Here is a 22,367-nt window from a genome sequence, read left to right on the forward strand (position 1 = left end):
CTTGATCGAACGCCCCTGCCCCGGTATCTTCGGGAACCTGCCCCGATAGCAGTCAGACCCCATGCGCCTAGACCTGCCTTCTTCCTTCGGTCCGGCCGTGACCCGCCGCGTCATGCTGGTGGCGGCAATCCCGCTCCTGATCGCGGCGGCGGTCATCGCGGGGATCGTATCGCTTCAGGCCGGGCGGCTGGCGGAGCGGGAGATCGCCGGGCTCGAACGTCAGCTCATCGAGGCCAAGAAGCGGGAACTGAAGAACTACCTGTCCATCGCCCGCACGGCCATCGCCAGCGAGTACGGCCGCGCCCTGCCCGACGACGAGGAGGCCAAGCTGCGGGTGACGCAGATCCTGGCGGCGATGATCTACGGGCAGGACGGGTTCTTCTTCGTCTACGATTACGACGGCACCAATCTCGTCAGCCCGCGACAGACCGAGCTCATCGGACAGACCCTCACCGGCACCACCGATGCAGAGGGCACCCCCGTCGTGGACCGGCTGATCGAGATCGCGCGGCAGGGCGGCGGGTACCACGATTATATCTGGGAGAGACCCTCGACCGGCGAGGACGCGCGGATGGTCTCGTACGTCGTCGGCTTGCAGGACTGGCAATGGGCGCTCGGCACCGGCATCTTCATCGACGATGTCCTGCATGGCGTCGATGCCGCCCGCGCCGATGTGCAATCGCGGGTGGAGGAGACGTTCCTCTGGACCGCCGCGCTGACCCTCACCGCCCTCGCCGCGGTCTTCCTGTCCGGTCTCATCACCAACATCCGCGAGCGCAGGGCCTCCTCGATCCGGCTCAAGACGCTGACGCAGCGCATCTTCGACACCCAGGAAGAGGAACGCGGGAGGGTGGCTCGGGAATTGCACGATTCCATCTCCCAGATCCTCGTCGGCACGCGCTACGCGCTGGAGCTGGCCAAACGCAGGGTGCGCTCGGGCGATGCGCGCGCGACGGAGAGCCTGGACACCGCCGCGGCGGCGCTCGCAGGGGCGATCCAGGAGGTGCGCCGGATCAGCCGGGACCTGCGCCCCGGCGTCCTCGACGATCTCGGCCTTGGCCCGGCCATCCAGGCGCTCTGCGAGGAATTCGGCGCGAGGACCGGCATCGACACGCGCTTCGATACTGTCGTTTTCCGCAACCGTCTCGATCAGGAGGCGAAGATCGCGCTTTACCGCGTCGCGCAGGAGGCGCTCACCAACGTGGAGCGCCATGCCCGCGCCACGGCCCTGGACGTCCGCCTGTTCGGCCATTCGGCGGGCGCCACCCTTGGCATTTCCGATAATGGTCAGGGGATGGCGCCCACAGGGGAAGCGGGATCCGCCGGCCTCGGCCTCCGGAACATGCAGGAGCGGCTGGAGCGGCTCGACGGGCGGCTCGAGATCGAGAGTTCCCGCAAGGGCACCACCATCCAGGCGCACGTTCCGCTCACCCACCTTCTCCCCCCGGAGGACAGCGCCGATCCGCGCGCTCCGGCCCATTCCCCAAGACAGGAGGCGACCCCGGCATGACGATCCGAGTGATGATCGTGGACGACCACCCTCTCGTCGCCGAAGGCATGCGCGCGCTGCTGGAAAGCGAGGGGGACATCGAGGTCGTAGCCTGCCTCTCCGGCGGCAGGGACGCGGTGGAGCAGGTCTCGCAGCTTGCGCCGGATATCGTCCTGATGGACCTCAACATGCCCGGCATCGGCGGGCTGGCAGCGACGGAGCTGATCCTCGAGCGTGCGCCCGCGACACGGATCCTGATCCTGTCGATGCACGATTCGCCCGAATACATTGCGACGGCCCTCAGCCACGGCGCCAAGGGGTACGTGCTGAAGGACGTGCCGACCGAGGAGGTGCGGGAGGCGATCGACGCGGTCATCGCCGGCGGAACCTACCTCTGCACCGGAGCATCCGCCGCGCACGGCGCCAGGACCGCGCGGCCTGACGCGCTGACCGGGCGGGAACAGACGATCCTGCTGCAACTCGCTCGCGGCAAGTCCAACCGAGACGTGGCTGAAGAACTCGACATCTCGGTCCGCACGGTCGAGACCCACCGCCGCAACATCCGCGAGAAACTCGGTATCAGCTCCACCGCCGGCCTCACCCGCTACGCCATGGAACATGGCGTCCTGCAGGGGACCGGTTCGGGCTTCTGACGGCCCCGGCCGGACGGGCGCGGGCGATCAGAGGGTCCGCTTGCGCTTGCCCTTCACCCTGCCCTTCGCCTGCCGCTCCATTTCCGCGTCGATCTCCGCGCCGATCAGGACGATGTAGGCTGAAAGCCAGAGCCACATCAGAAGGATGATGACGCCGCCGAGCGCTCCGAAGGTCTCGTTGTAGCTGCCGAAATTGGCGACGTAGAAGCTGAAGCCCAGCGAACCGATCACCCACAGGGCCGTCGCGATGGCCGCGCCCGGCGTGATCCAGCGCCAGCCGCGAGGCGACCGCGACGGGCCGAAGCGATAGAGAAAGGCGAGGCCGACGCAGACGACAACGAGGAGGATCGGCCACCGCCCGTAGTTCAGCCAGGTTTCCAGCGTCTCCCCGATCGGCAGGAAGGCTATGGCGGCGGGAACGATGGCGAGCAGGATGGCGATCAGCACCAGTCCGACGATCAGCGCGAAGGTCAGCCCGAACTTCATCGCCGTCAGCATGAAGAAGCCGCGGTCCTCCTCCTGGTCGAAGGCGACGTTGAGCCCTTCCATCAGGGAATTGACGCCCTTGGAGGCGGAATAGATCGCGACGAGGATGCCGAAGATGGCGGCAATACCGAGCCCGCCGCTCTCGGAGCCGGTCACGGCCTGAACCTGATCGATGAGAAGGGAGGCGGCATCGGCCGGCATCATCGCGGTGAAGGTCTCGATCTGCCCGGCCACCACGTCCGGCTCGGCGATCAGGCCGGCGATGGCCATGGTCGCCGTTACGGCCGGGAAGAGCGCCAGCAGGCCGTAGAACGCGACCCCGGCGGCAATCAGCCCGACATGGTCGTTGGTCTGTTCCGCCCAGACCCGCTTGGCGATGGCGATCCAGCCGGTCTTGCTGATGTCGGCGGGGCTGTCCGCCTGTCTTGAGGTGCTCATCGGGGCTTGGATCCAGTTGGGGCGGTCACGGTGTCGAGAGAATTGCGTCCATGTCAGCACAAGCGCCGCCCGACCATGCCGGTTCCTCTTTTATCTTCAAGGGGTTTGACGGCGGCGGAATTGTCGCGAAACATTCTGTCCCACCTGGCCAATTTGACGAAATAAAGTACAGAGCCGGCGTTGACCCGCCCTCCGCGCGCGATTAGTGTGCCCGGACCGCAGCAAAGGATCGGTAGATGACCGCTCTTCTCGTAATTGTAGGATTTGGGTGCATGGGCCGCTAGCGGCAGACCATAGGTCCGAACCATGCGCCCCCGTTCGAAAGATCGGGGGCTTTTTGTTGCGTGAATGACTGAGGATGGGGCGCTGTCACACGGGCCCCGAAACACTGGAGACGGCCCCATGGCGGAGGCGAAGATGACACGGAAGATGACCGGCGCGAAGATGGTTGTTCAGGCCCTTCTCGATCAGGGCGTCGATACCGTATTCGGATATCCCGGCGGCGCCGTGCTTCCGATCTACGACGAGATCTTCCAGCAGGAAGGCATCCGTCATATCCTCGTCCGGCACGAGCAGGGGGCGACTCATGCCGCCGAGGGCTACGCCCGGTCCACCGGCAAGCCCGGCGTCGTTCTGGTGACGTCCGGCCCCGGCGCGACGAACGCCGTCACCGGCATCACCGACGCGCTGATGGATTCGATCCCGATGGTCGTCCTCACCGGCCAGGTTCCGACCTTCGCCATCGGCTCCGATGCCTTCCAGGAGGCGGACACCGTCGGCATCACGCGTCCCTGCACGAAGCACAACTGGCTCGTGAAGGACACCGAGTCGCTGTCCCAGACGATCCACGAGGCCTTCCACGTCGCGACCTCGGGCCGCCCCGGGCCGGTCGTCGTCGATCTGCCGAAGGACGTTCAGTTCGCCACCGGCACCTATCACGGCCCCCGCGAGGCGCGGCGCAGCCATTACGCGCCGCAGATCAAGGGCGACATGGAGGCGATCACCGCCCTCGTCGAGGCCATCGAGACGGCGGAAAAGCCGATCTTCTACACCGGCGGCGGCGTCATCAATTCCGGCCCGGCGGCCAGCCAGCTCCTGCGCGAGCTCGTCGAGGCGACGGGCTTTCCGATCACGTCCACGCTGATGGGCCTCGGCGCCTATCCCGCCTCCGGCGACAAGTGGCTGGGCATGCTGGGGATGCACGGTCTCTACGAGGCCAACCTCGCGATGCATGGCTGCGATCTGATGATCAATGTCGGCGCCCGCTTCGACGACCGGATCACCGGCCGCGTCTCCGACTTCAGCCCCAAGAGCAAGCGGGCCCATATCGATATCGATCCGTCTTCGATCAACAAGGTCATCCGGACGGACATTCCGATCATCGGCGATGTCGGCCACGTGCTCGAGGACGTCCTGCGCGTCTGGAAGAGCCGCGGGCGGCGGGTGAACGGCGAGGCGCTGGCCAAGTGGTGGAACCGGATCGAGGCATGGCGCGACGTCGACTGCCTGGCGTTCAAGCCGTCGGAAAAGACCATCAAGCCGCAGCACGCCCTCGCCCGCCTCGAGGCGCTGACCAAGGACCATGACCGGTACATCTGCACCGAGGTCGGCCAGCATCAGATGTGGGCGGCGCAGTATCTCGGCTTCGAGGCGCCGAACCGCTGGATGACCTCGGGCGGGCTCGGGACGATGGGCTACGGCTTCCCGGCCTCCATCGGCGTTCAGGTCGCGCATCCCGATGCGCTGGTCATCAACGTCGCCGGCGAGGCGTCCTGGCTGATGAACATGCAGGAAATGGGCACCGCGGCGCAGTATCGCCTGCCTGTTAAGCAGTTCATCCTCAACAACGAACGCCTCGGCATGGTCCGCCAGTGGCAGCAGCTGCTGCACGGCGAGCGGTACTCGCACTCCTGGTCCGAGGCTCTGCCCGATTTCGTCAAGCTGGCGGAAGCGTTCGGCTTCAAGGGGATCCAGGTGAAGGATCCGTCCGATCTCGATGACGCGATCCGCGAGATGATCGAGCATGACGGCCCGGTGCTGATGGACTGCCTCGTCGAGAAGCACGAGAATTGCCTGCCGATGATCCCGTCCGGCGAGCCGCACAACAAGATGCTGCTCGGCGAGATGACGGCCAAGGACGCCATCGGCTCCAAGGGCGCCGTTCTCGTCTGACACCTCTTCGCAAGCCGTCCGGGCGGGCCACCACGCCCGCCCGGACGATGCCTACCGGTTTGCAACACTTCGTCGGTTGCGGCATGGAGCGCCTGTCGCCCGCGCCCATCTTTGTCGCATTATGAGCGCCGGGTGCCGCATTTGAGGACAGGTCTGCCCCCTGTCCGCCCAAGATGGGCGCACGAACGCTAAATCCGAAGATCCTGCGGGGCCTGCGCGGTCCGGCCCATTCCGCAAGGATCCATCCCTACGACGAAGGAGGGTCATCCGTGACAGACGACGAAACACAACCGGGCATCCCGGCCCCTGACGGGCCCGTGAACCCGATCGAGACCGATTACGAGATCGGCGAGCAGAACGTGGAAGGCTCCGTCGGACCGTTCGGCTTCGACGTCCACAACCCCGTTTTCGTGATTTCCGGCGCCGCGGTGGTGCTGTTCACGCTGCTGACGCTGCTTCTGCCGGATCAGTCCGGGCAGGCCTTCTCGTGGCTCTTCGCGAGCGTCACGCAAGGCTTCGACTGGTTCTTCATCGGCGCCGCCAACGTCTTCGTCGTGTTCTGCATCGCGCTGATCATCCTGCCGGTCGGCAAGGTGCGCCTCGGCGGCAAGGATGCCACGCCCGACTTCAGCTATCCCGGCTGGTTCGCGATGCTCTTCGCTGCCGGCATGGGCATCGGCCTCATGTTCTACGGTGTTTCCGAGCCCCTCACCCATTTCGGCACCGCCTCCGGCGGCACGAGCTACGGCGTGACCTATTCGGGTGACGATCCGGGCGACGGTGCGGTTCCTCCGGGCTTCGCCGACCGCGAGAGCTTCGAGCTGGCCACCGGGGTCACCGCTCCCTCGCCCGACGCGGTCCTGCAGCTCCTCGACGAGCAGGTCCCGGCCGATGCGCGCGGCGATTTCGACGTCACCCCCGGCCGGACCGACTGGTCCCCCCTTGGCGCCTCCGCCGGAGACGAACGCGAAGCGGTCCGCATCGGCATGGCCGCCACGATCTTCCACTGGGGCCTCCACCCCTGGGCGATCTACGCCGTCGTGGCCCTGGCCCTGGCGCTCTTCTCCTACAACAAGGGTCTGCCGCTCTCCGTCCGGTCCGCGTTCTATCCGATCCTCGGCGAACGCGTCTGGGGCTGGTGGGGTCACCTGATCGACATCCTCGCGGTGTTCGCAACGCTGTTCGGCCTCGCGACCTCGCTTGGTCTCGGCGCCGCTCAGGCAAATGCCGGCCTCAGCGATCTCTTCGGCATTCCCATGGGCGCGACGACGCAGGTGGTCCTCATTTGCGTCATCACCTCCATCGCACTGATCTCGGTTCTGCGCGGCCTCGAAGGCGGCGTTCAGATCCTGTCCGAGATCAACATGGGTCTCGCGGTCCTTCTGCTGCTCTTCGTGCTGATTGCCGGGCCGACGCTGGCGATCCTGACCGGCTTCGTGGACAGCCTCGTGGCCTACGGCCGCTACCTGCCCGAACTGTCGAACCCGGTCGGCCGTGAAGACGTCAACTTCACGCAAGGCTGGACGTCCTTCTACTGGGCGTGGTGGATCTCCTGGTCACCCTTCGTCGGCATGTTCATCGCCCGCGTCAGCCGCGGCCGGACCGTGCGAGAGTTCCTGATCTGCGTCCTGCTGATCCCGAGCCTCGTCTGCGTGTTCTGGATGGCGGTGTTCGGCGGCACGGCGATCAACCAGGTGATCCAGGACGGCTACACGGCCGTGCAGGACGCCGATCTGCCGCTGCAGCTCTTCCGCATGCTGGACGCCCTGCCGCTGACGGCGATCACGTCCTTCATCGGGATCGTGCTCGTGATCGTCTTCTTCGTCACCTCGTCCGACTCCGGCTCGCTGGTGATCGACACGATCACGGCGGGCGGCAAGGTCGACGCGCCAGTGCCGCAGCGGGTCTTCTGGTGCATCTTCGAGGGGGTGGTGGCCATCGTGCTCCTGCTCTCCGCAGGGGGCCTCTCCTCGCTGCAATCGATGGTGATCTCCACCGGCCTGCCCTTCACCGTGGTGCTTCTGCTGATGTGCTACGCGATCTACCGCGGCCTCGCGACCGAGCCGCGCTGACAAGAACGGGCCGCCGCGCATCCTGAGGCGCGCGGCGGTCCCCCTCCTGCCCTTCGGCCTTGCCGAACGGCCAAGACCGGGCTACCGCCCGGGTCCAGTTGAAATTTCCTGCCAAAGGCCCGATGCCATGCCGCCGCTGAAGATCAAGAAGGGTTCCTCCAAGCATTCCGCCTACGATCTGCGCGATCCCAACGCGGAGGTCCTGGAGGCTCATACCCTCGCGGTGGTGGTGGACAACGAGGCCGGTGTACTCGCCCGCGTCATCGGGCTCTTCTCGGGCCGTGGCTACAATATCGAAAGCCTGACGGTCGCCGAGATCGACCATGAAGGTCGCCGCAGCCGGATCACTATCGTCACCACCGGAACGCCGCAGGTGATCGAGCAGATCAAGGCGCAGCTCGGCCGCCTCGTCCCGGTCTATTCCGTTGCCGACCTCACCGTCGAAGGGCCCTCCGTCCAGCGCGAACTGGCGCTGTTCAAGGTGGCGGGCCAGGGCGATAAGCGCGTCGAGGCGCTGCGCCTTGCGGACATCTTCCGCGCCTCGGTGGTGGATTCGACGCTGGAGAGCTTCGTGTTCGAACTGACCGGCACGCCCGAGAAGATCGGCGCCTTCGCGGACCTGATGCGTCCCCTCGGCCTCATCGAAGTCGCCCGGACCGGTATCGCCGCGCTCGCCCGCGGCGCGCAATCCGAGACCGCGTAAGCTTCGAGCCGCTCCTTCGGAACAGGGACGCGCCCGCTCTCGTGGCGAGTGCTCCCGCGCCGCTTTCACGAAAATCGTCGCATGTCGGACCGCGCGCCCGCGACCCGGCCGCGCCATCCCCCCGAACCGGCGCTCGCGCCTAGCCCCCCGCCGCTTCCAGCGCCGGCAGGATCTCCCGCTCGACGATCTCGGGCGTGAGCGGGCCGGCATGGCGCAGGACGATGGTACCGTCCCCGTCCAGAACGAAGGTCTCGGGCACGCCATAGAGGCCCCATTCGATGCCGGTGCGCCCGGTATCGTCCGTGGAGGCCGCGTCGAACGGGTTACCGAGTTCCGCGAGGAATGCGAGGCTGTCCGCCTGCTTGTCCTTGTAGGCGATGCCGTAGAGCGGTGCCTCCTCGGAGAGACCTTCTAGAAGCGGATGCTCGGCGCGGCACGGCACGCACCAGCTCGCCCAGAAGTTCACGAGCTTGGGCCCCGGCCTTTCGAGCGCGGCGCGGTCGAGCGCCGGCAGATCGCCGAGTGGCGTCAGGTTCATCTCGGGCGCCGCCTGCCCGACGAGGGCGGAGGGCAACGCGTCGCCGCTCTCCTCACGCTCGGCGAGGCCCGCCAGGAGGAGGCCTGCAAAGGCGGCGAAGACCAGCGGCACGCCGAAAAGCAACACGGTTTTCATCAGGCCCCCCGTCCCTTCGCCAGCTCGTCCTCGGCCTTCGCCAGCCGTGCGCGCATCCGCCGCCCCGCGATCACCGACCACAGGACCAGTCCCGCCAGGAGGGTCAGCGAGATGCCGTAGGCCGACAGGACTTCGGCCGCGTACTTACCAAGCTCCGGCATCACGACATCCTCGCCCGGGCCACCACCGCCTTCAGCCGCCGCGCGCGGATCTCGGTCCGCGTCCTGAGAAGAACCAGCGCAACGAAGAGGCAGACGAACCCCGCAAGCGTGACCATGGCCGGCCACCAGAAGACGTCTGCCACGTTCTGTTCCTTGTCGAGCGACAGCGATGCGCCCTGATGCAGCCCCTGGTTCCAGAAGACGAGCGCATAGCGCGACAGGATCGCGAACACCGACCCCACGAGGCACAGGACCGAGGTAAGGTCCGCCGCGGCGTCGGGATCGTCGATGGCTTCCCAGAGGGCGAGGTAACCGAGGTAGAACAGCCCGAGGATCAGGAACGATGTCAGCCGCGGATCCCATTCCCACCAGGTGCCCCACATCGGCTGGCCCCAGATCGCACCGGTCACCAGGGTCACCAGGGTCATCGTCAGTCCCACCGGCGCGGCCGCCTTCGCCGCGAGGGCGGAGACGTGGTGCCGCCGGATGAGCCAGATCAGCGAGGCGACGAGCATCATCAGCCACGCATTGATGGCGATCATCGCCGCGGGCACGTGGAGGTAGAAGATCTTGACGGTGGAGCCCTGCCGGTAATCGTCCGGCGTGCCGAAGAAGCCCCATGCGAGGCCAAGGGCGACCAGCACCGCCGCCAGCCCGGAGATCCAGGGCAGGACGGCGCCGGAGGCGGCCATGAAGCGGCGCGGATTTGCGTATTCCCAGAGCGACATCGGCGCTGACCCTATCCCTGCCCGCAGGCGGCTTCCAGTGACATCGAGGCGAGGTGCTCAGCGCAGGTTGATACGGATTGCCGCAGCCGCCGCGAAGGGCATGGCAGCGAGCGATCCGAGCGTCAGCGCGCCAAGAAGGGCGAGCGCCGTCTCCGTCTCCATCCCGGCGGCGCCCCGCCGCGCGACCTCGGATCCCAGGATCAGCACCGGCACGTAAAGCGGCAGGACGATGAGGGACAGAAGCAGCCCGCCCCGCCGCACGCCGACCGTCAGCGCCGCCCCGAACGTGCCGATGGCCGAGAGCGCCGGCGTGCCGACGGCGAGCGACAGCGTGAGCCAGAGGAAGCCTTCGGGCGCGAGGTTGAGAAGGACGCCGAGGCCGGGCGCCGCGAGCGTCAGCGGAAGGCCCGTCGTCACCCAGTGCGCCAGCGCCTTGATCGCGGCCACGCCCTCCATAGGGATCGGCGCCGTGGCGAGAAGGTCGAGCGAGCCATCTTCCCAGTCGAGCGCGAGGATCCTGTCGAGTGAGAGCAGGCAGGCCAGAAGCGCCCCGAGCCAGAGGATGCCCGGCGCGATGAGCGAGAGCGTTGTGGTCGCCGGGCCGACGGCGAAAGGAACGAGCGCGATGACGATGAGGAAGAAGGCGAGCGCAAGACCGAACCCGCCGCCGGCCCGCACCGAGAGGGACAGATCACGGACCAGGAGCGCCCTCACAGGAAGGCCTCGTCGAAGTCGCTCGTGCCTGTCGTGGGCCTCGCCCGGAAGGGGGCGAGGTCAAGCACGGCGGCGTCCAGGCTGAGATCCACATGGGTGGCGATGATGGCCGTGCCGCCGTCGCTCAGGTGAGCCTTCACGGCGCGCGCAAAGAGCGCGACGGAGGCCGCGTCGAGGGAGACGGTCGGCTCGTCCAGCAGCCAGATCTCCCGGCCGGTCAGCATAAGGCGCGCGAGGCCGAGCCGGCGGCGCTGCCCGGCGGACAGCGTTCCCGCCCGACGCTCGGCCAACCGCTCCAGATCGAAGGCCGCAAGCGCCGGCGCGATGTCCGCCCTGCCGTGGATCCGGGCCCAGAATTCAAGGGTTTCGGTGACCGAAAGCGCCGCCTTCACCCCGTCGGCATGGGAGGCGTAGGCCATGTTGCGCGGACCGGGCGTCACCTCCCCCGCGACGGCGGGCTGAAGTCCAGCGAGCGTGCGCAGAAAAGTCGTCTTTCCGATCCCGTTCGGACCACGCAGGGCCAGTGCGCCGCCGGCGGGCACACGAAAACTCACACCGTCCAGAACGGTGATCCCGCCCCGCTGGCAGGAAAGATCGTTGCAGACCACATCCATCGCCCCCGCCTACCCCGCCAGACCCGAACTGCCCAGCCCCGGCCGGGGTTCAGGATGTCGCGGGGCGAACGGTCGGTGATCTGCCGGCGATCTACGGGGGAACGTGGGTGCGCCCTAGACCGAGACGTGTCGCAGGAGCTCGGCGCGGTCCACTTCGCCCCGGCGGCCGGCGAGGGAGACGGACCCGCGGTCGAGGGCGTAGACGCGGTCCGCAAGATCCCAGGCGAAGTCGAAGAACTGCTCCACCAGAACGATGGCCATGGTGCCCCGCTCGCGCAGGATGCCGATGACGCGGCCGATCTCCTGGATGATGTTCGGCTGGATGCCCTCCGTCGGCTCGTCGAGGAGCAGCACCTTCGGCCGTGTCACCAAGGCGCGCGCGATGGCGAGCTGTTGTTGCTGGCCGCCGGAGAGATCCCCGCCGCGGCGTCCCTCCATCTTCCGCAGGACCGGGAACAGCTCGAAGATCTCCTCGGGCACCGCCCTCTCGCCTCTGGGCAGACAGGCGAACCCGGTCTCGAGATTCTGCCGCACGGTGAGCAGCGGAAAGATCTCCCGTCCCTGCGGAACATAGCCGAGCCCGGCCTTTGCGCGCGCGTGCGAAGGCATCCGGGAGATGTCCGCGCCGCCCAGCTCGATCGAGCCGCCGGACGCGGGATGCGCGCCCGAAATGGCCTTGAGAAGACTGGTCTTGCCGACGCCGTTGCAGCCCATGAGGCAGGTCACCTGCCCGGGCTCGGCGATCAGGTCGATGCCGTGGAGGATCTGCGAGGAGCCGTAGTGCAGCGTGACGTTTCGGCAGTCCAGCATGGTTCAGCGCCCCAGATAGACGTCGATCACCTGCGGATCGGACGTGACGTGGTCGATGGAGCCCTCGGCGAGGACGGAGCCCTCGTGGAGAACGGTGACGCGGCAGCCCAGACGGCGCACGAAGTCCATGTCATGCTCGACGACGACCACGGCGCAGGAGCTGGCGGCGCGCTTCAGAAGGTCCGTGGTGTGCTCCCGCTCGGCGGGGGTCATGCCGGCGGCAGGTTCGTCCACCAGCATCAGGCGCGGCTCCTGCGCGAGCAGCATCCCGATCTCCAGCCACTGCTTCTGGCCGTGGGAGAGCTCGCCTGAAAGCCTGTCGATCTGGGCCGCGAGGCCGATCTGGCCGGCGAGCTCCCGGACCTTGTCCGCATCCTCGGATGACGGGCGGTAGAACAGCACGCTGAAGGGACCACGGGTCTTCTTCAGTGCCATCAGGAGGTTTGCGAAGACACTCTGGTCCTCGAACACGGTGGGGCGCTGGAACTTCCGCCCGACACCCGCCCGCGCGATCTGCGATTCGCTCATCTTCAGGAGGGAGCGGTTGCGCGCGCCCCAGAGGACGGACCCCGAATCGGGCTTCGTCTTGCCGGTCACGATGTCCATGAAGGTGGTCTTGCCGGCACCGTTCGGCCCGATGACTGCCCGCAGCTCAGCCGGACCGATGGAGAAGGACAGGTTGTTGATCGCCTTGAACCCGTCGAATGAGACGGAGACGCCGTCGACCTCGAGAAGCTGTGTCATTCGGCCGCCTCCGGCGCGCGCAGCGATCCGGCGTCAGGCCCGGTGCTCGTCTTGCGGCGCCGACGCGTCGCGAGGTCGAAGAGCCCGCCGATGCCCTGCGGTGCGAGGATGGTGACGAGGACGAAGGAAACGCCGAGGAGGATCAGCCACCAGTCGACCCACTGGATCGTATAGACGCCGAGGTCGATATCGGGCGCCTGCCCCCCGGTGAACCATGTCGAGACGAGGGAGACGAACGCCGCCCCGATCACCGCTCCGTAGAGCCTCCCCCGCCCACCGATGGCGACCCATACGGCAAGGTAGATGGAGGCGATGGGAGCCAGTTCCGCGGGGTTGATGATGCCGGCCTGCGGATAATAGAGGGCGCCCGCGATGCCGGCGATGATGCCGGTCACGGTGAAGACGAAGAGCTTGAAGCCCTCCACCGGGTAGCCGAGGAACCGCACCCGCGCCTCATCGTCGCGTATCCCGCGGATCACCGAGCCGAACTTGCCCGACACGATCCACGCCGCGAAGATGTAGCCCAAGGCCAGTGCCAGCGCCGAGCCCCAGAAGAACCACAGCGAGATCACCGATTGCGGCAGGCCGGAGAGGCCGGGGATGTTCTGCAGGCCCGAGAGGCCGTTATTGCCGCGCAGGCCGCTGTCGTTCTGAAAGAGGTAGAGCGAAAGGGCCAGCGTCATCGCCTGCGTCAGGATCGACAGGTACACCCCCGTCACCCGGCTGCGGAAGGCAAGCCAGCCGAAGACGAGCGCGAGGAGGCCCGGCACCGCCACCACCAGCGCGAGCTGCAGCGGAAGGCTGTGCGCGAACATCCAGACAAGAGGGAAGTCGGACGATCCGACGACGCCGAAGATCTGGCTGGCGATCGCGGAGACGATTTCCCCGTCGGTGGGCGGGATCGGTGCGCCGGCGAGGCTCTCGGCCACGATCAGCCGCGTGCGCTCGTACATGAGCCACATCCCGATCATGTAGCCGCCAAGCCCGAAGAACGCCATGTGCCCGAGGGAGAGAATGCCCGTATAGCCCCAGACGAGATCCATCGCCACGGCCACGAGGCAGAGACAGAGCGTCTTGCCCAGCGTCTTGAGAAACGAGGTGGAGATCGCGCCGGTGCCCGCGGGTTCGCTCATCAACGTGACGACGAGAACGAGAACGGCGAGACAGATCAGGAATATCGGCGTCGAGCGGCGGCGGGTAAGGAAGGTATCGCCCATGTCTCAGGCCTCCGCCGCCCGGCCCTTGAGGGCGACGATGCCCCTCGGCCGGACCTGGATGAACAGGATGATGAAGAGGATCATGTAGGTCTGTGCGGCGAGCGTGTTCGACGGGTTGAGCCACTCGATTCCCTTCTGGAAGAAGCCGATCAGTACAGCCCCGGCGAGCGTCCCCCAGATGTTGCCGACGCCGCCGACGACGACCGTCATGAAACTTTGCACGATGTAGCCCTGCCCCAACTCGCTCGTGACCTGCGCGAAGAGCCCGATGGCGACGCCGGCGATCCCGGCGATCCCGGAGCCGAGGCCGAAGGTCAGCATGTTGATGCGGGACGTGTTGATCCCCATCGCCGCTGCCATGCGCGGGTTCTGCGTCACCGCCCGCACCTCTAGGCCGAGGCGGGTCCGGTTCAGCACGAGGAGGATGAAGGCGAGGAACACCAGCGCGAGCACGAAGATCGCCACGCGGATGTAGCTGATCGAGATGATGTCGTTGAACGACAGCGCCCCGTCCAGCCATGACGGCGCGGTGAGCGGCCGGGCCTGTGTGCCGAAGATGTTCTTCGCCAGTTGCTGAAGGGCGATCGAGATCCCGAACGTCGCCAGCAGCGTCTCGAGGGGGCGATGGTAGAGCCACCGGATCACGAGCCGCTCCAGAGCGACGCCGGCGGCAAAGGTCACTGCGAAGGCAAGCGGCAGCGCGACGACGAGGGAGATCGTATAATTCGGCACGAATTGCTGCACGACATACCCTGTATAGGCGCCCATCATGATGAACTCGCCATGCGCCATGTTAATGACCCCCATGACGCCGAAGGTGATGGCAAGACCGATGGCGGCGAGGAAGTAGATCGACGCGAGTGAGAGCGCGTCGAGCAGCAGGTCCGCTCCTTGGCTGGAGGCGAGCGCAAGCTCGATGGACCCGAGCGTCGTTTCGGCCGCCCGGGTGATGTCGGCCGACGGGGTACGGTACCATTCGAGGAAGGAATGGCTCTCTAGCGCGGCGTCGATCTCGGCCTCGGTCGCCGCCGGTGCCACCGTTCCGGCCGAGGCAAGCGCGATATACGCCCGATCCCGCGCCTTCACCGTATTCAGCTCCGCCACCGGGATGCCGCCGACCCGCCCGTCCACGATATTCGCGGCGAGCGCCGATTTCTGGGCGGATGCGTCCATCGGCGCCGGCGCGAGATCTGCCGAGACGAGCATGGCATAGGCGTCCATCCGGGACAGCGCTTCCGATCCGGGCCGAAGCTCCCGCGCCAGATTGCCCTCCGGCTGCTCGGGCGCTTCGCCCGCGATCACCTCCCGGCGCGTTGCGAGGAGCGGGTTGAGGGCCGCGCGCACATCCACCCCGGTATCGCCGCGGAAGGACGCGATGGCCTCGATCCGCGCATCCTCGCTCTCCCCGAAGGAGATCGTCATAAGACGCTCGAGCCGCTCCGCGCGGGCGGCGAGCGTGGCGTCGCTCTCCTCCTGGATCATCGTGCGCAGGATCCCCAGATGCCCCTCTTCGGGGCCCCGCTCGATGGCCTGCAGGCCCTCGGCGCGCATCGCCGGATCGTCGTCCCGGAGCTGGAACTGCACCAGAGCGCCGCCGATCAATCCGCGGATGCCGCTGTTCGGCTTGAGCTGGTCGAGGTCGCCATCGTCCACGGTCCCGACGACCTCGCCTGTGGCGATGTCGATCAGGTGCACCATGTCGTCCCCCTCCGCCTCGCGGACGAAGAAGAACAGACCGTCGCTCTGTCGTTGCCAGAGCTCCTTCTCCTGCCAGTTCCGCAGCACCTCCCGCGCGGCCGGCAGCCCGGAAGAGGCGAGCGCGTCGATGGCGGGCGCGATGGTCCTCCGGGAGCTTTCCTCGATCAGCTCGCGATGCTCCTGGAGCAGCGCCTGGATCTCGTCGAGATCCGCTGAAGCCTCCGCGGGAGCGAGCGACGCACCTTCCTGCGCGGTGAGGGCCGGCGGCATGAGTGCCACGACGAGGACGGCAAGGATCTGGACCCAACGCATGGAATGGCAGTCTCCGGGGGGAAAATTCGCTTGAGGGGCGGCCGGGCGAGGCACATCTGCCCCGCCCGGCACGGATCCCGTCTCGGGCGATCAGTAGTTGGACTTGATCTGCACGCAGGTCTCGGTCTCGGTATTGTACATGCCGCACCCGAGCTCGGCCCAATCGGAGGTCAGAACCGCGGATTCGGGCAGGAAGTCCGTCCATGCATCGCCCGGCACCGGGTCCGTCTCGGACACGATGTCGAACTGGCCGTCAGCCTGGATCTCGCCGATCAGCACCGGCTTCGTCAGGTGGTGGTTCGGCAGCATCTCGGCGGTTGAGCCGGTGAGGTTCGGGAAGGTTTGGCCGATCATCGCCTCTGCGACGGCGTCCACATCCGTCGTGCCCGCCTCCTCGACGGCCTGCACCCACATGTTGAAGCCGATGTAATGGGCTTCCATCGGATCGTTGGTCACGCGGTCGTCGCCCATGCGCTCCTTCCACGCGGCAACCCACTCCTCGTTCGCATCGGTCTCGGCGGACTGGAAGTAGTTCCACGCCGCGAGGTGACCGACGAGGTTGGAGGTGTCGAGACCCGAAAGCTCCTCCTCGCCCACCGAGAAGGCGACGACGGGGATGTCATCGGCGGAGACGCCAGCCGCTGCGAGCTCCTTGTAGAAGCCCACGTTCGCATCGCCGTTGATGGTGGAGATCACGCCGACCTTCTTGCCGTCCGCGCCGAGCGCGACGACGTCCGAGACGATCTTGGACCAGTCGGAATGGCCGAAGGGCGTGTAGTTGACGAAGATGTCCTCCTCCGCGATGCCCTGGTCTGCGAGATAGGCTTCGAGGATGTTGTTCGTCGTGCGCGGGTAGACGTAATCGGTGCCCAGAAGCGCGAATTTCTCGACGCCGAGTTCCTCCAGGAAGTAATCCACCGCCGGAATGGCCTGCTGGTTCGGCGCGGCGCCGGTGTAGAACACGTTCTTGGAGCTTTCCTCGCCCTCGTACTGGACGGGATAGAACATCAGGCCGTTCAGCTCCTCGAGCACCGGGAGAACCGACTTGCGGGAGACCGACGTCCAGGATCCGAAGATCACGTCGACGTCCTGTACCGTCAGAAGCTCCCGCGCCTTCTCGGCGAACAGCGGCCAGTCGGAAGCGGGATCGACCACCACTGCCTCGAGATCGCAGCCCAGAAGCCCGCCCGCCTCGTTCTGCTGTTCGACCAGCATCTCCATGGTGTCCTTCAGCGTCGTTTCCGAGATCGCCATGGTCCCCGAGAGCGAATGAAGGACGCCGACCTTGATCGGGCAATCGGCGTCCTGCGCGGATGCACCTCCGGCAGAGAGCAGTGAGGCGATCGCGAGTACGGACGCCTTCGAAGTCAAACGTGTCATTCTTACCAACCCTGTTCTCCGGGCAGGCCTCGAGACCCCGCCGGGGCGGGGGACAATCGAAGCTTGCCGGTTTTTATGATGCGCCGGCCGTATCCCCCACGGGCCCTGTCCGCCGCGCCCCGACCTGCATCGTTCAGGGGCGGGGCACGACGATGCTAGAAAGCCGTGATCGGATTGGCGCCGCTGACATCGTGTTCATCTGCCTCATTCGGCGCCATTGTCCAAAGAGGAGGCAGTTTGCCCTTTTCCTGCCCGACGTTTGCGCAGCCGTGCAACAGAGGGGAGCGGGTTGGCCCCACATACGCAAAAGGCCCGCAGTTTCCTGCGGGCCTTTCGGAAATCGTAGTCGTCTCTTCGCGATCAGCGCTTGGAGAACTGGAAGGAGCGGCGGGCCTTGCGGCGGCCGAACTTCTTGCGCTCGACGACGCGGCTGTCGCGGGTAAGGAAGCCCGCGGCCTTCAGCGCGCCGCGCAGCGACGGCTCGTAGGTCTGCAACGCACGGGAGATGCCGTGCTTGACCGCGCCGGCCTGGCCGGAGAGGCCGCCACCCGAAACGGTGGCCATGACGTCGAACTGGTCCTCGACGCCGGCAACCGTGAAGGGCTGGCGCAGGATCATCTGCAGCACCGGACGGGCGAAGTACTCGCCAATCGGCTTGCCGTTCACGGTGACCTTGCCGGAGCCCGGCTTGATCCAGACGCGCGCGGTGGCGTCCTTGCGCCGGCCGGTCGCGTAGGAGCGGCCGAGGCTGTCGCGAACGGGCTCGCGCGGGGTCGCCTCTTCGGCGGAAGTGCCCTGAACGCCGCCGATGTCGGAGCCGACAGCGTCCTTCAGGTCTTCGAGAGAATTGATCTGGTCGGCCATCTGGATCAGCTCCGGGTGCGGGTGTTCTTGGAATTCAGTGCCTTCACGTCGAGCACTTCGGGCTGCTGGGCCTCGTGCGGATGCTCGGCGCCGGCATAGACGCGCAGGTTGGTCATCAGCGTGGCCGACAGACGGTTGCCCGGAAGCATCCGCTTGACCGCCTGCATGACGACGCGCTCGGGATGTGCGCCCTCGAGGATCTGGCCGGTGGTGCGGCTCTTGATCCCGCCCGGATAGCCGGTGTGCCAGTAGTTCGGCTTGTCGCGCTTGCGGCCGGTCAGCTGAACCTTGTCGGCATTGATGATGATGACGTTGTCACCCATGTCCATGGACGGGGTGAACGTGGCCTTGTGCTTGCCGCGCAGGCGCATGGCGACGATCGAGGCGAGGCGGCCCAGCACGACGCCCTCGGCATCGATGAGGATCCACTTCTTGTCGATCTCCGCCGGGGTGATCGTGAAGGTTTTCATGTTCGCTCTTTCCCGAAAGAAATGGACGGGCGGACCCGCCGTCGTGTTTGAGCGTGTCTTCTATCCGATGGCGCGGTACGGTCAAGGCGCGTCAGTGGAATTAAGGTGAGTGAAATCAATGCCTTGCAATATAGGTGTTATAATACCCCAGCCTAGACCCCGATTTTCGCTCGCCAAACCGGCTCCGTTGATCGTCACGCTGGGCTTTGATGCGCGCAGTTTCGCCCGGCTCGATGCCGAGCGGCAGGCCCTCTTCCCAGACCGGGGCTACCGCCTGCCGGCGCACCTGACGCTGTTTCACCACCTGCCGGGCGCGCGGCAGGATCTCGTGCAATCCCGCCTGGCGGTCCTTGCCGCGCGGACGAGACCGCCGCGTCTCGCCTTCAGCGGCATCCGGGAGATCGGCGGCGGACAGGGCTCGGCTTACGCCGTTCGCTCCCCTGCCCTCCTGCGCCTGCGCGCAGACCTGGCGCGGCTCTGGGCGCCGTGGCTGACCCGGCAGGACAGGCGGGCCTTCCGGCCCCACATCACCGTTCAGAACAAGGTGCCGCACGAGGAGGGACGCGCCGCGCGGGAGGCGCTCCTGTCCCGCTTCGTGCCGTTTCGGGGCACGGGAACGGCGCTCATCCTCTGCCACTATCGCGGCGGTCCGTGGGAACGGGCCGGGGAATGGCCGTTCGGGGCGCCCTAGCGCAGGCCGGTCGCCTCGAGAAGTCCCATGCGCTTGGCTTCGTAGTAATAGCCGCGGGAATACCAGCCCACCGCCTCATCCTGGTCGCCGCCGGACACCATCCACGCGCCGCGCAGGTACTTCACCGCATAGCGAAGGTTCGTGTCCGCATCGAGAAGGCCGGACGGCTCGCCGCGATAGCCCATGGTCCGGGCGGTCTGCGGCAGGATCTGCATCAGGCCGTAGTAAGGTCCGTTGCGGGCGCCGGGATTGTAGGTGCTCTCCCGCTTCACCACCCGGTGGATGAGCGGCTCCGGCACACCATAGACCTTGGAATATTTCGAGATCAGCGAGCGCAGCTCGGGCGTCTCGTTGGGGTGGAGGGTATGGATGTCCGCGCTCTGGCCCCGTGTCACACGCTCCGGGGTCGAGCATCCAGATACGAGCGCGGCAATCGCCAGAACGCCGGCAATTGCGGCGCGCGAGGTGGTCCTCATCGTGTGAGTCGCTTTCAGCTGTCCCTATTGACGGGGAGACTGCCCCGGTCTGCCGCGCGGGCAAAGCCTCTCGGTGAGGCGTCGGCAGGAGCCTGCCGATGGGGCCAGTTTGGGTGCTCGGCCCGGCTGCGGCGGCGGAACCAATTCGCGCCCTGTAAAATGAGGACAGGGCCTTGCGGACGGAGGCAAGGGCTTGCGACATTGCAGCTTCCGATCTTCCTGCCGAAAGCGATGTGGATCTTGGGCTTTTCCCGTCTCGTCACCTGCGTGGCCACCCTCGTCCTGCTGGCGTCGCCGGCCGCGGCCGATCACGTGACGGTCTTCGCGGCGGCATCGCTGAAGACGGCGATGGACGAGATCGTGCCGCTCTGGGAGGCGGCGTCCGGCCACGAGGCGGCCGTTTCGCTGGCCGGCTCCTCGCTCCTGGCGCGACAGATCACGGCGGGCGCGCCGGCGGATCTGTTCATCTCCGCCAATGCCGCCTGGATGGACGATCTCGAAGCGCGCGGGGCGATGGCGGAGGGATCGCGGGTCGATCTTCTGACGGGCGAGCTCGTTCTCATCGCACCGGCCGGATCTGGCGCGGTGTCGCTGGAGGCGGGGGCGCTCGAGACCCGGCTCGGGGACGACGGGCGGCTTGCGATGGCGCTGGTCGAGGCGGTGCCGGCTGGGATCTACGGCAAGGCCGCGCTCGAGACCCTTGGCCTCTGGGGCGCGCTCTCCGGCCGTGTCGCACAGGCTGACAACGTGCGCGCCGCGCTGGCGCTGGTCGCGGCCGGTGAAGCCCCGCTCGGCATCGTCTACGCCACCGATGCCGCGGCCGAGCCGCGCGTGGAGGTCGTCGCGCGGTTTCCCGGTGGCAGCCATCCTGATGTCGTCTATCCCGCGGCGCTGACCGCCGGGGCGCCGGAGGCAGCGGCGGATCTGCTGCGGTTTTTTCAGGGCGAGGCCGCCGGGGACGTGTTTGGCCGGCTCGGCTTCGGGCGGCCGCAGTGACGGCATGGCTCGGCTCAGAGGAATGGCAGGCGGTCGCGCTGTCCCTGCGGGTGGCAGCCGTGGCGACGCTGGTGTCGCTGCCCTTCGGCGTCGCCATGGCGATCCTGCTGGCGCGGGGGCGGTTCTGGGGGCGCGGTCTTCTGAACGGGCTGGTGCATCTGCCGCTCGTCCTGCCGCCCGTCGTGACCGGATACCTCCTTCTGGTGACACTCGGGCGCACGGCGCCTCTCGGGCGCGCGCTCGAGGACTGGTTCGGACTCGTCTTCGCGTTTCGCTGGACCGGCGCGGCGCTCGCGGCGGCGGTGATGGCCTTTCCCCTGATGGTCCGGTCGATCCGTCTGTCGGTGGAGGCTGTCGATCCGGGTCTTGAGGCCGCCGCGGGCACGCTCGGCGCAAACCGCCTGCGGGTGTTCACGACCGTGACGCTGCCGCTGATCGCCCCCGGCATCCTTGCGGGCTGCGTTCTGGCCTTCGCCAAGGCGATGGGCGAGTTCGGCGCGACGATCACCTTCGTGTCCAACATTCCCGGCGAAACGCAGACCCTGCCGACGGCGATCTACGCCTTCCTCCAGGTGCCGGGGGGCGAGGGATCGGCGCTGCGGCTGGTGGCGGTCTCCGTCGCGATCTCGGTGGGCGCGGTCCTGCTCTCGGAGGCAATCTCGGTCCGGCTCGCGCGGCGGGTGGCGGGACGATGACGCTGAAGGTGCGTATCCGGCATGCCCTGGGGGCCTTTACCCTCGGCGCGGCATTCGAGGCCCCCGAGGGCGTCACGGCGCTCTTCGGCAGGTCGGGCGCGGGAAAGACAACCATCGCACATGCCGTGGCCGGGCTGATCCGGCCCGAGGACGCGCGGATCGAGGTGGCGGGACGAGTGCTGACGGACACCAGCCTGCGTCTGCACGTCCCGCCCCACCGGCGACGGATCGGCTATGTCTTCCAGGACGGGCGTCTCTTCCCGCACATGAGTGTGGCGCGGAACCTCGACTACGCGCGCCGCGCCGATCCCGCCGAGCGTGCGCGCGTGGTGGAGATGCTGGGGATCGGGCACCTTCTGCCCCGCCGGCCGGGCGGCCTCTCCGGCGGAGAGAAGCAGCGCGTCGCCATCGGACGGGCGCTCCTCTCCCGCCCGGATCTTCTGGTCATGGACGAGCCGCTCGCGGCGCTCGACGAGGCGCGGAAGGCGGAGATCCTGCCCTGGCTCGAACGGCTGAAGGGCGAAGGCGGCGTGCCGATCCTCTATGTCAGCCACTCCGTCCCGGAGGTCGCGCGGCTGGCGACGACGGTGGTCGCGCTCGGCGGCGGACAGGTGATCGCCGCAGGTCCGGCGGAGCGCATCCTCGCCGATCCGCGCCTTGCCCCGGCCCTGGGCCTGAGAGAGGCGGGCGCCGTGCTGACCGGGATCATCGCGGCGCAGGCCGAGGATGGTCTGACGGAGATCGACGTGCCCGGAGGCCGCCTCGTGCTGCCGCGCATTGCCGGGGCAATCGGGATGCGCGTCCGAATCCGGATCGCGGCGTCCGACGTGATCCTGTCGCGCGCGCGGCCCGAAGGCCTTTCCGCGCTCAACATCCTCCCCGCGAGGGTCTCGGAGATCCACGAGGGAGACGGCCCCGGCGTCATGGTGGCGCTGGAGACCGGCGGCGCCCCGATCCTCGCCCGCATCACCCGGCGTTCGGCCAACGCGCTGAACCTCGCCCCCGGCGAGACCTGCCACGCCGTCGTCAAATCCGTCTCGGTGGCCCAGGGCGACGTCGGCACGGTCACATCTTCCGTGATCGACAGCCCGGGGCACCAGGCGTAAAGGCA

At 67.4% G+C, this 22,367-nt stretch carries 23 protein-coding genes; 9 read left to right on the top strand and 14 right to left on the bottom strand.

All coding sequences use genetic code 11. From position 1 onward, the window contains the following. Window positions 1–61: 61 nt before the first annotated feature. Window positions 62–1,510: a cache domain-containing protein gene (locus DQG15_RS07835; protein ID WP_116084208.1), complete on the top strand. Its 1,449-nt coding sequence runs from the start codon at window positions 62–64 to the stop codon at window positions 1,508–1,510. After that, complete coding sequence (locus tag DQG15_RS07840) at window positions 1,507–2,142, top strand: response regulator transcription factor (RefSeq protein ID WP_116084210.1); 636 nt, start codon at window positions 1,507–1,509, stop codon at window positions 2,140–2,142. Before DQG15_RS07835 ends, DQG15_RS07840 begins: the two co-directional genes overlap by 4 nt. Window positions 2,143–2,169: 27 nt before the next feature. On the opposite strand, the gene DQG15_RS07845 is transcribed toward DQG15_RS07840, so the two are convergent. Next, window positions 2,170–3,066: a YihY/virulence factor BrkB family protein gene (locus DQG15_RS07845; RefSeq protein WP_116084212.1), complete on the bottom strand. Its 897-nt coding sequence runs from the start codon at window positions 3,064–3,066 to the stop codon at window positions 2,170–2,172. A 417-nt stretch (window positions 3,067–3,483) separates the two neighbouring features. Between DQG15_RS07845 and DQG15_RS07850 the strand changes: the two genes are divergently transcribed. From DQG15_RS07850 to ilvN, 3 genes are all read left to right on the top strand, one after another. Next, window positions 3,484–5,238: an acetolactate synthase 3 large subunit gene (locus tag DQG15_RS07850; RefSeq protein ID WP_116084715.1), complete on the top strand. Its 1,755-nt coding sequence runs from the start codon at window positions 3,484–3,486 to the stop codon at window positions 5,236–5,238. Window positions 5,239–5,507: 269 nt separating this feature from the next. After that, window positions 5,508–7,310, top strand: a complete 1,803-nt coding sequence (locus DQG15_RS07855; protein WP_232830760.1) for a BCCT family transporter — start codon at window positions 5,508–5,510, stop codon at window positions 7,308–7,310. 127 nt (window positions 7,311–7,437) lie between these two features. After that, a complete protein-coding gene (gene ilvN / locus DQG15_RS07860) occupies window positions 7,438–8,013 on the top strand; it encodes an acetolactate synthase small subunit (RefSeq protein WP_116084215.1) in 576 nt (191 codons plus the stop codon). A 139-nt stretch (window positions 8,014–8,152) separates the two neighbouring features. Here the strand turns inward: ilvN and DQG15_RS07865 are convergent, their stop codons facing one another. From DQG15_RS07865 to rplM, 12 genes are all read right to left on the bottom strand, one after another. Continuing rightward, on the bottom strand, window positions 8,153–8,686 hold the full coding sequence (locus DQG15_RS07865) for a DsbE family thiol:disulfide interchange protein (RefSeq protein ID WP_116084217.1): 534 nt from the start codon (window positions 8,684–8,686) through the stop codon (window positions 8,153–8,155). Next, window positions 8,686–8,847, bottom strand: a complete 162-nt coding sequence (ccmD, locus tag DQG15_RS07870; protein WP_116084218.1) for a heme exporter protein CcmD — start codon at window positions 8,845–8,847, stop codon at window positions 8,686–8,688. Before ccmD ends, DQG15_RS07865 begins: the two co-directional genes overlap by 1 nt. Further along, window positions 8,847–9,575 carry a heme ABC transporter permease CcmC gene (gene ccmC, locus DQG15_RS07875; protein WP_116084220.1) on the bottom strand — a complete coding sequence of 243 codons (729 nt, stop codon included), beginning with the start codon at window positions 9,573–9,575 and terminating at the stop codon, window positions 8,847–8,849. The genes ccmD and ccmC overlap by 1 nt, the downstream gene beginning before the upstream one ends. Before the next feature lie 57 nt (window positions 9,576–9,632). Next, window positions 9,633–10,289 carry a heme exporter protein CcmB gene (gene ccmB / locus DQG15_RS07880; RefSeq protein ID WP_116084221.1) on the bottom strand — a complete coding sequence of 219 codons (657 nt, stop codon included), beginning with the start codon at window positions 10,287–10,289 and terminating at the stop codon, window positions 9,633–9,635. Beyond that, on the bottom strand, window positions 10,286–10,903 hold the full coding sequence (gene ccmA / locus DQG15_RS07885; RefSeq protein ID WP_116084223.1) for a heme ABC exporter ATP-binding protein CcmA: 618 nt from the start codon (window positions 10,901–10,903) through the stop codon (window positions 10,286–10,288). Before ccmA ends, ccmB begins: the two co-directional genes overlap by 4 nt. A gap of 114 nt (window positions 10,904–11,017) precedes the next feature. After that, window positions 11,018–11,713 carry an urea ABC transporter ATP-binding subunit UrtE gene (gene urtE / locus DQG15_RS07890; RefSeq protein WP_116084225.1) on the bottom strand — a complete coding sequence of 232 codons (696 nt, stop codon included), beginning with the start codon at window positions 11,711–11,713 and terminating at the stop codon, window positions 11,018–11,020. A gap of 3 nt (window positions 11,714–11,716) precedes the next feature. Next, window positions 11,717–12,457, bottom strand: coding sequence for an urea ABC transporter ATP-binding protein UrtD (gene urtD / locus DQG15_RS07895; RefSeq protein WP_116084226.1), 741 nt, complete (start codon window positions 12,455–12,457; stop codon window positions 11,717–11,719). Continuing rightward, the gene (gene urtC, locus DQG15_RS07900) at window positions 12,454–13,674 is read right to left on the bottom strand and encodes an urea ABC transporter permease subunit UrtC (RefSeq protein ID WP_116084228.1); all 1,221 of its coding nucleotides are present in this window, start codon (window positions 13,672–13,674) and stop codon (window positions 12,454–12,456) included. Before urtC ends, urtD begins: the two co-directional genes overlap by 4 nt. Window positions 13,675–13,677: 3 nt before the next feature. Then, complete coding sequence (gene urtB, locus DQG15_RS07905; protein WP_370454175.1) at window positions 13,678–15,642, bottom strand: urea ABC transporter permease subunit UrtB; 1,965 nt, start codon at window positions 15,640–15,642, stop codon at window positions 13,678–13,680. Window positions 15,643–15,774: 132 nt separating this feature from the next. Next, window positions 15,775–17,064, bottom strand: a complete 1,290-nt coding sequence (urtA, locus tag DQG15_RS07910; RefSeq protein ID WP_116084231.1) for an urea ABC transporter substrate-binding protein — start codon at window positions 17,062–17,064, stop codon at window positions 15,775–15,777. A gap of 360 nt (window positions 17,065–17,424) precedes the next feature. Further along, the gene (rpsI, locus tag DQG15_RS07915) at window positions 17,425–17,928 is read right to left on the bottom strand and encodes a 30S ribosomal protein S9 (RefSeq protein ID WP_116084233.1); all 504 of its coding nucleotides are present in this window, start codon (window positions 17,926–17,928) and stop codon (window positions 17,425–17,427) included. Between the two features lie 5 nt (window positions 17,929–17,933). Beyond that, window positions 17,934–18,398 carry a 50S ribosomal protein L13 gene (rplM, locus tag DQG15_RS07920; protein WP_116084234.1) on the bottom strand — a complete coding sequence of 155 codons (465 nt, stop codon included), beginning with the start codon at window positions 18,396–18,398 and terminating at the stop codon, window positions 17,934–17,936. A 187-nt stretch (window positions 18,399–18,585) separates the two neighbouring features. Here rplM and DQG15_RS07925 point away from each other — a divergent pair, with 187 nt between their 5' ends. Then, window positions 18,586–19,089 (top strand): 2'-5' RNA ligase family protein, encoded by a 504-nt coding sequence (locus DQG15_RS07925; protein WP_232830761.1) that lies wholly within the window; start codon window positions 18,586–18,588, stop codon window positions 19,087–19,089. On the opposite strand, the gene DQG15_RS07930 is transcribed toward DQG15_RS07925, so the two are convergent. Beyond that, window positions 19,086–19,565, bottom strand: coding sequence for a lytic transglycosylase domain-containing protein (locus tag DQG15_RS07930; protein WP_116084238.1), 480 nt, complete (start codon window positions 19,563–19,565; stop codon window positions 19,086–19,088). The two genes, DQG15_RS07925 and DQG15_RS07930, sit on opposite strands and share 4 nt — an antisense overlap. A 231-nt stretch (window positions 19,566–19,796) precedes the next feature. Here DQG15_RS07930 and modA point away from each other — a divergent pair, with 231 nt between their 5' ends. Genes modA through modC form a run of 3 tightly spaced genes read left to right on the top strand, consistent with a single transcriptional unit; the run spans window position 19,797 to window position 22,362 of the window. After that, window positions 19,797–20,561 (top strand): molybdate ABC transporter substrate-binding protein, encoded by a 765-nt coding sequence (gene modA / locus DQG15_RS07935; protein WP_116084717.1) that lies wholly within the window; start codon window positions 19,797–19,799, stop codon window positions 20,559–20,561. Then, window positions 20,558–21,256, top strand: coding sequence for a molybdate ABC transporter permease subunit (gene modB / locus DQG15_RS07940; RefSeq protein WP_116084239.1), 699 nt, complete (start codon window positions 20,558–20,560; stop codon window positions 21,254–21,256). Before modA ends, modB begins: the two co-directional genes overlap by 4 nt. Beyond that, entirely contained in the window at window positions 21,253–22,362 is a 1,110-nt protein-coding gene (modC, locus tag DQG15_RS07945; protein WP_116084241.1) for a molybdenum ABC transporter ATP-binding protein, read from the top strand. The genes modB and modC overlap by 4 nt, the downstream gene beginning before the upstream one ends. The last annotated feature ends 5 nt before the right edge of the window (window positions 22,363–22,367 follow it).

The organism is Tropicimonas sp. IMCC34011 (assembly GCF_003390865.1).
GTDB lineage: Bacteria > Pseudomonadota > Alphaproteobacteria > Rhodobacterales > Rhodobacteraceae > Tropicimonas_B.

What these genes read in the sequence shown, in the direction of transcription:
- DQG15_RS07930 (WP_116084238.1), bottom strand. Translation starts at nt 19,565, where the DNA reads ATGAGGACCACCTCGCGCGCCGCAATTGCCGGCGTTCTGGCGATTGCC.
- ccmD (WP_116084218.1), bottom strand. Translation starts at nt 8,847, where the DNA reads ATGCCGGAGCTTGGTAAGTACGCGGCCGAAGTCCTGTCGGCCTACGGC.
- DQG15_RS07865 (WP_116084217.1), bottom strand. Translation starts at nt 8,686, where the DNA reads ATGAAAACCGTGTTGCTTTTCGGCGTGCCGCTGGTCTTCGCCGCCTTT.
- urtB (WP_370454175.1), bottom strand. Translation starts at nt 15,642, where the DNA reads ATGCCGCCGGCCCTCACCGCGCAGGAAGGTGCGTCGCTCGCTCCCGCG.
- modA (WP_116084717.1), top strand. Translation starts at nt 19,797, where the DNA reads ATGTGGATCTTGGGCTTTTCCCGTCTCGTCACCTGCGTGGCCACCCTC.
- urtE (WP_116084225.1), bottom strand. Translation starts at nt 11,713, where the DNA reads ATGCTGGACTGCCGAAACGTCACGCTGCACTACGGCTCCTCGCAGATC.
- ccmC (WP_116084220.1), bottom strand. Translation starts at nt 9,575, where the DNA reads ATGTCGCTCTGGGAATACGCAAATCCGCGCCGCTTCATGGCCGCCTCC.
- rplM (WP_116084234.1), bottom strand. Translation starts at nt 18,398, where the DNA reads ATGAAAACCTTCACGATCACCCCGGCGGAGATCGACAAGAAGTGGATC.
- ccmA (WP_116084223.1), bottom strand. Translation starts at nt 10,903, where the DNA reads ATGGATGTGGTCTGCAACGATCTTTCCTGCCAGCGGGGCGGGATCACC.
- urtA (WP_116084231.1), bottom strand. Translation starts at nt 17,064, where the DNA reads ATGACACGTTTGACTTCGAAGGCGTCCGTACTCGCGATCGCCTCACTG.
- DQG15_RS07835 (WP_116084208.1), top strand. Translation starts at nt 62, where the DNA reads ATGCGCCTAGACCTGCCTTCTTCCTTCGGTCCGGCCGTGACCCGCCGC.
- modC (WP_116084241.1), top strand. Translation starts at nt 21,253, where the DNA reads ATGACGCTGAAGGTGCGTATCCGGCATGCCCTGGGGGCCTTTACCCTC.
- rpsI (WP_116084233.1), bottom strand. Translation starts at nt 17,928, where the DNA reads ATGGCCGACCAGATCAATTCTCTCGAAGACCTGAAGGACGCTGTCGGC.
- DQG15_RS07850 (WP_116084715.1), top strand. Translation starts at nt 3,484, where the DNA reads ATGACACGGAAGATGACCGGCGCGAAGATGGTTGTTCAGGCCCTTCTC.
- DQG15_RS07840 (WP_116084210.1), top strand. Translation starts at nt 1,507, where the DNA reads ATGACGATCCGAGTGATGATCGTGGACGACCACCCTCTCGTCGCCGAA.
- urtC (WP_116084228.1), bottom strand. Translation starts at nt 13,674, where the DNA reads ATGGGCGATACCTTCCTTACCCGCCGCCGCTCGACGCCGATATTCCTG.
- ilvN (WP_116084215.1), top strand. Translation starts at nt 7,438, where the DNA reads ATGCCGCCGCTGAAGATCAAGAAGGGTTCCTCCAAGCATTCCGCCTAC.
- DQG15_RS07845 (WP_116084212.1), bottom strand. Translation starts at nt 3,066, where the DNA reads ATGAGCACCTCAAGACAGGCGGACAGCCCCGCCGACATCAGCAAGACC.
- urtD (WP_116084226.1), bottom strand. Translation starts at nt 12,457, where the DNA reads ATGACACAGCTTCTCGAGGTCGACGGCGTCTCCGTCTCATTCGACGGG.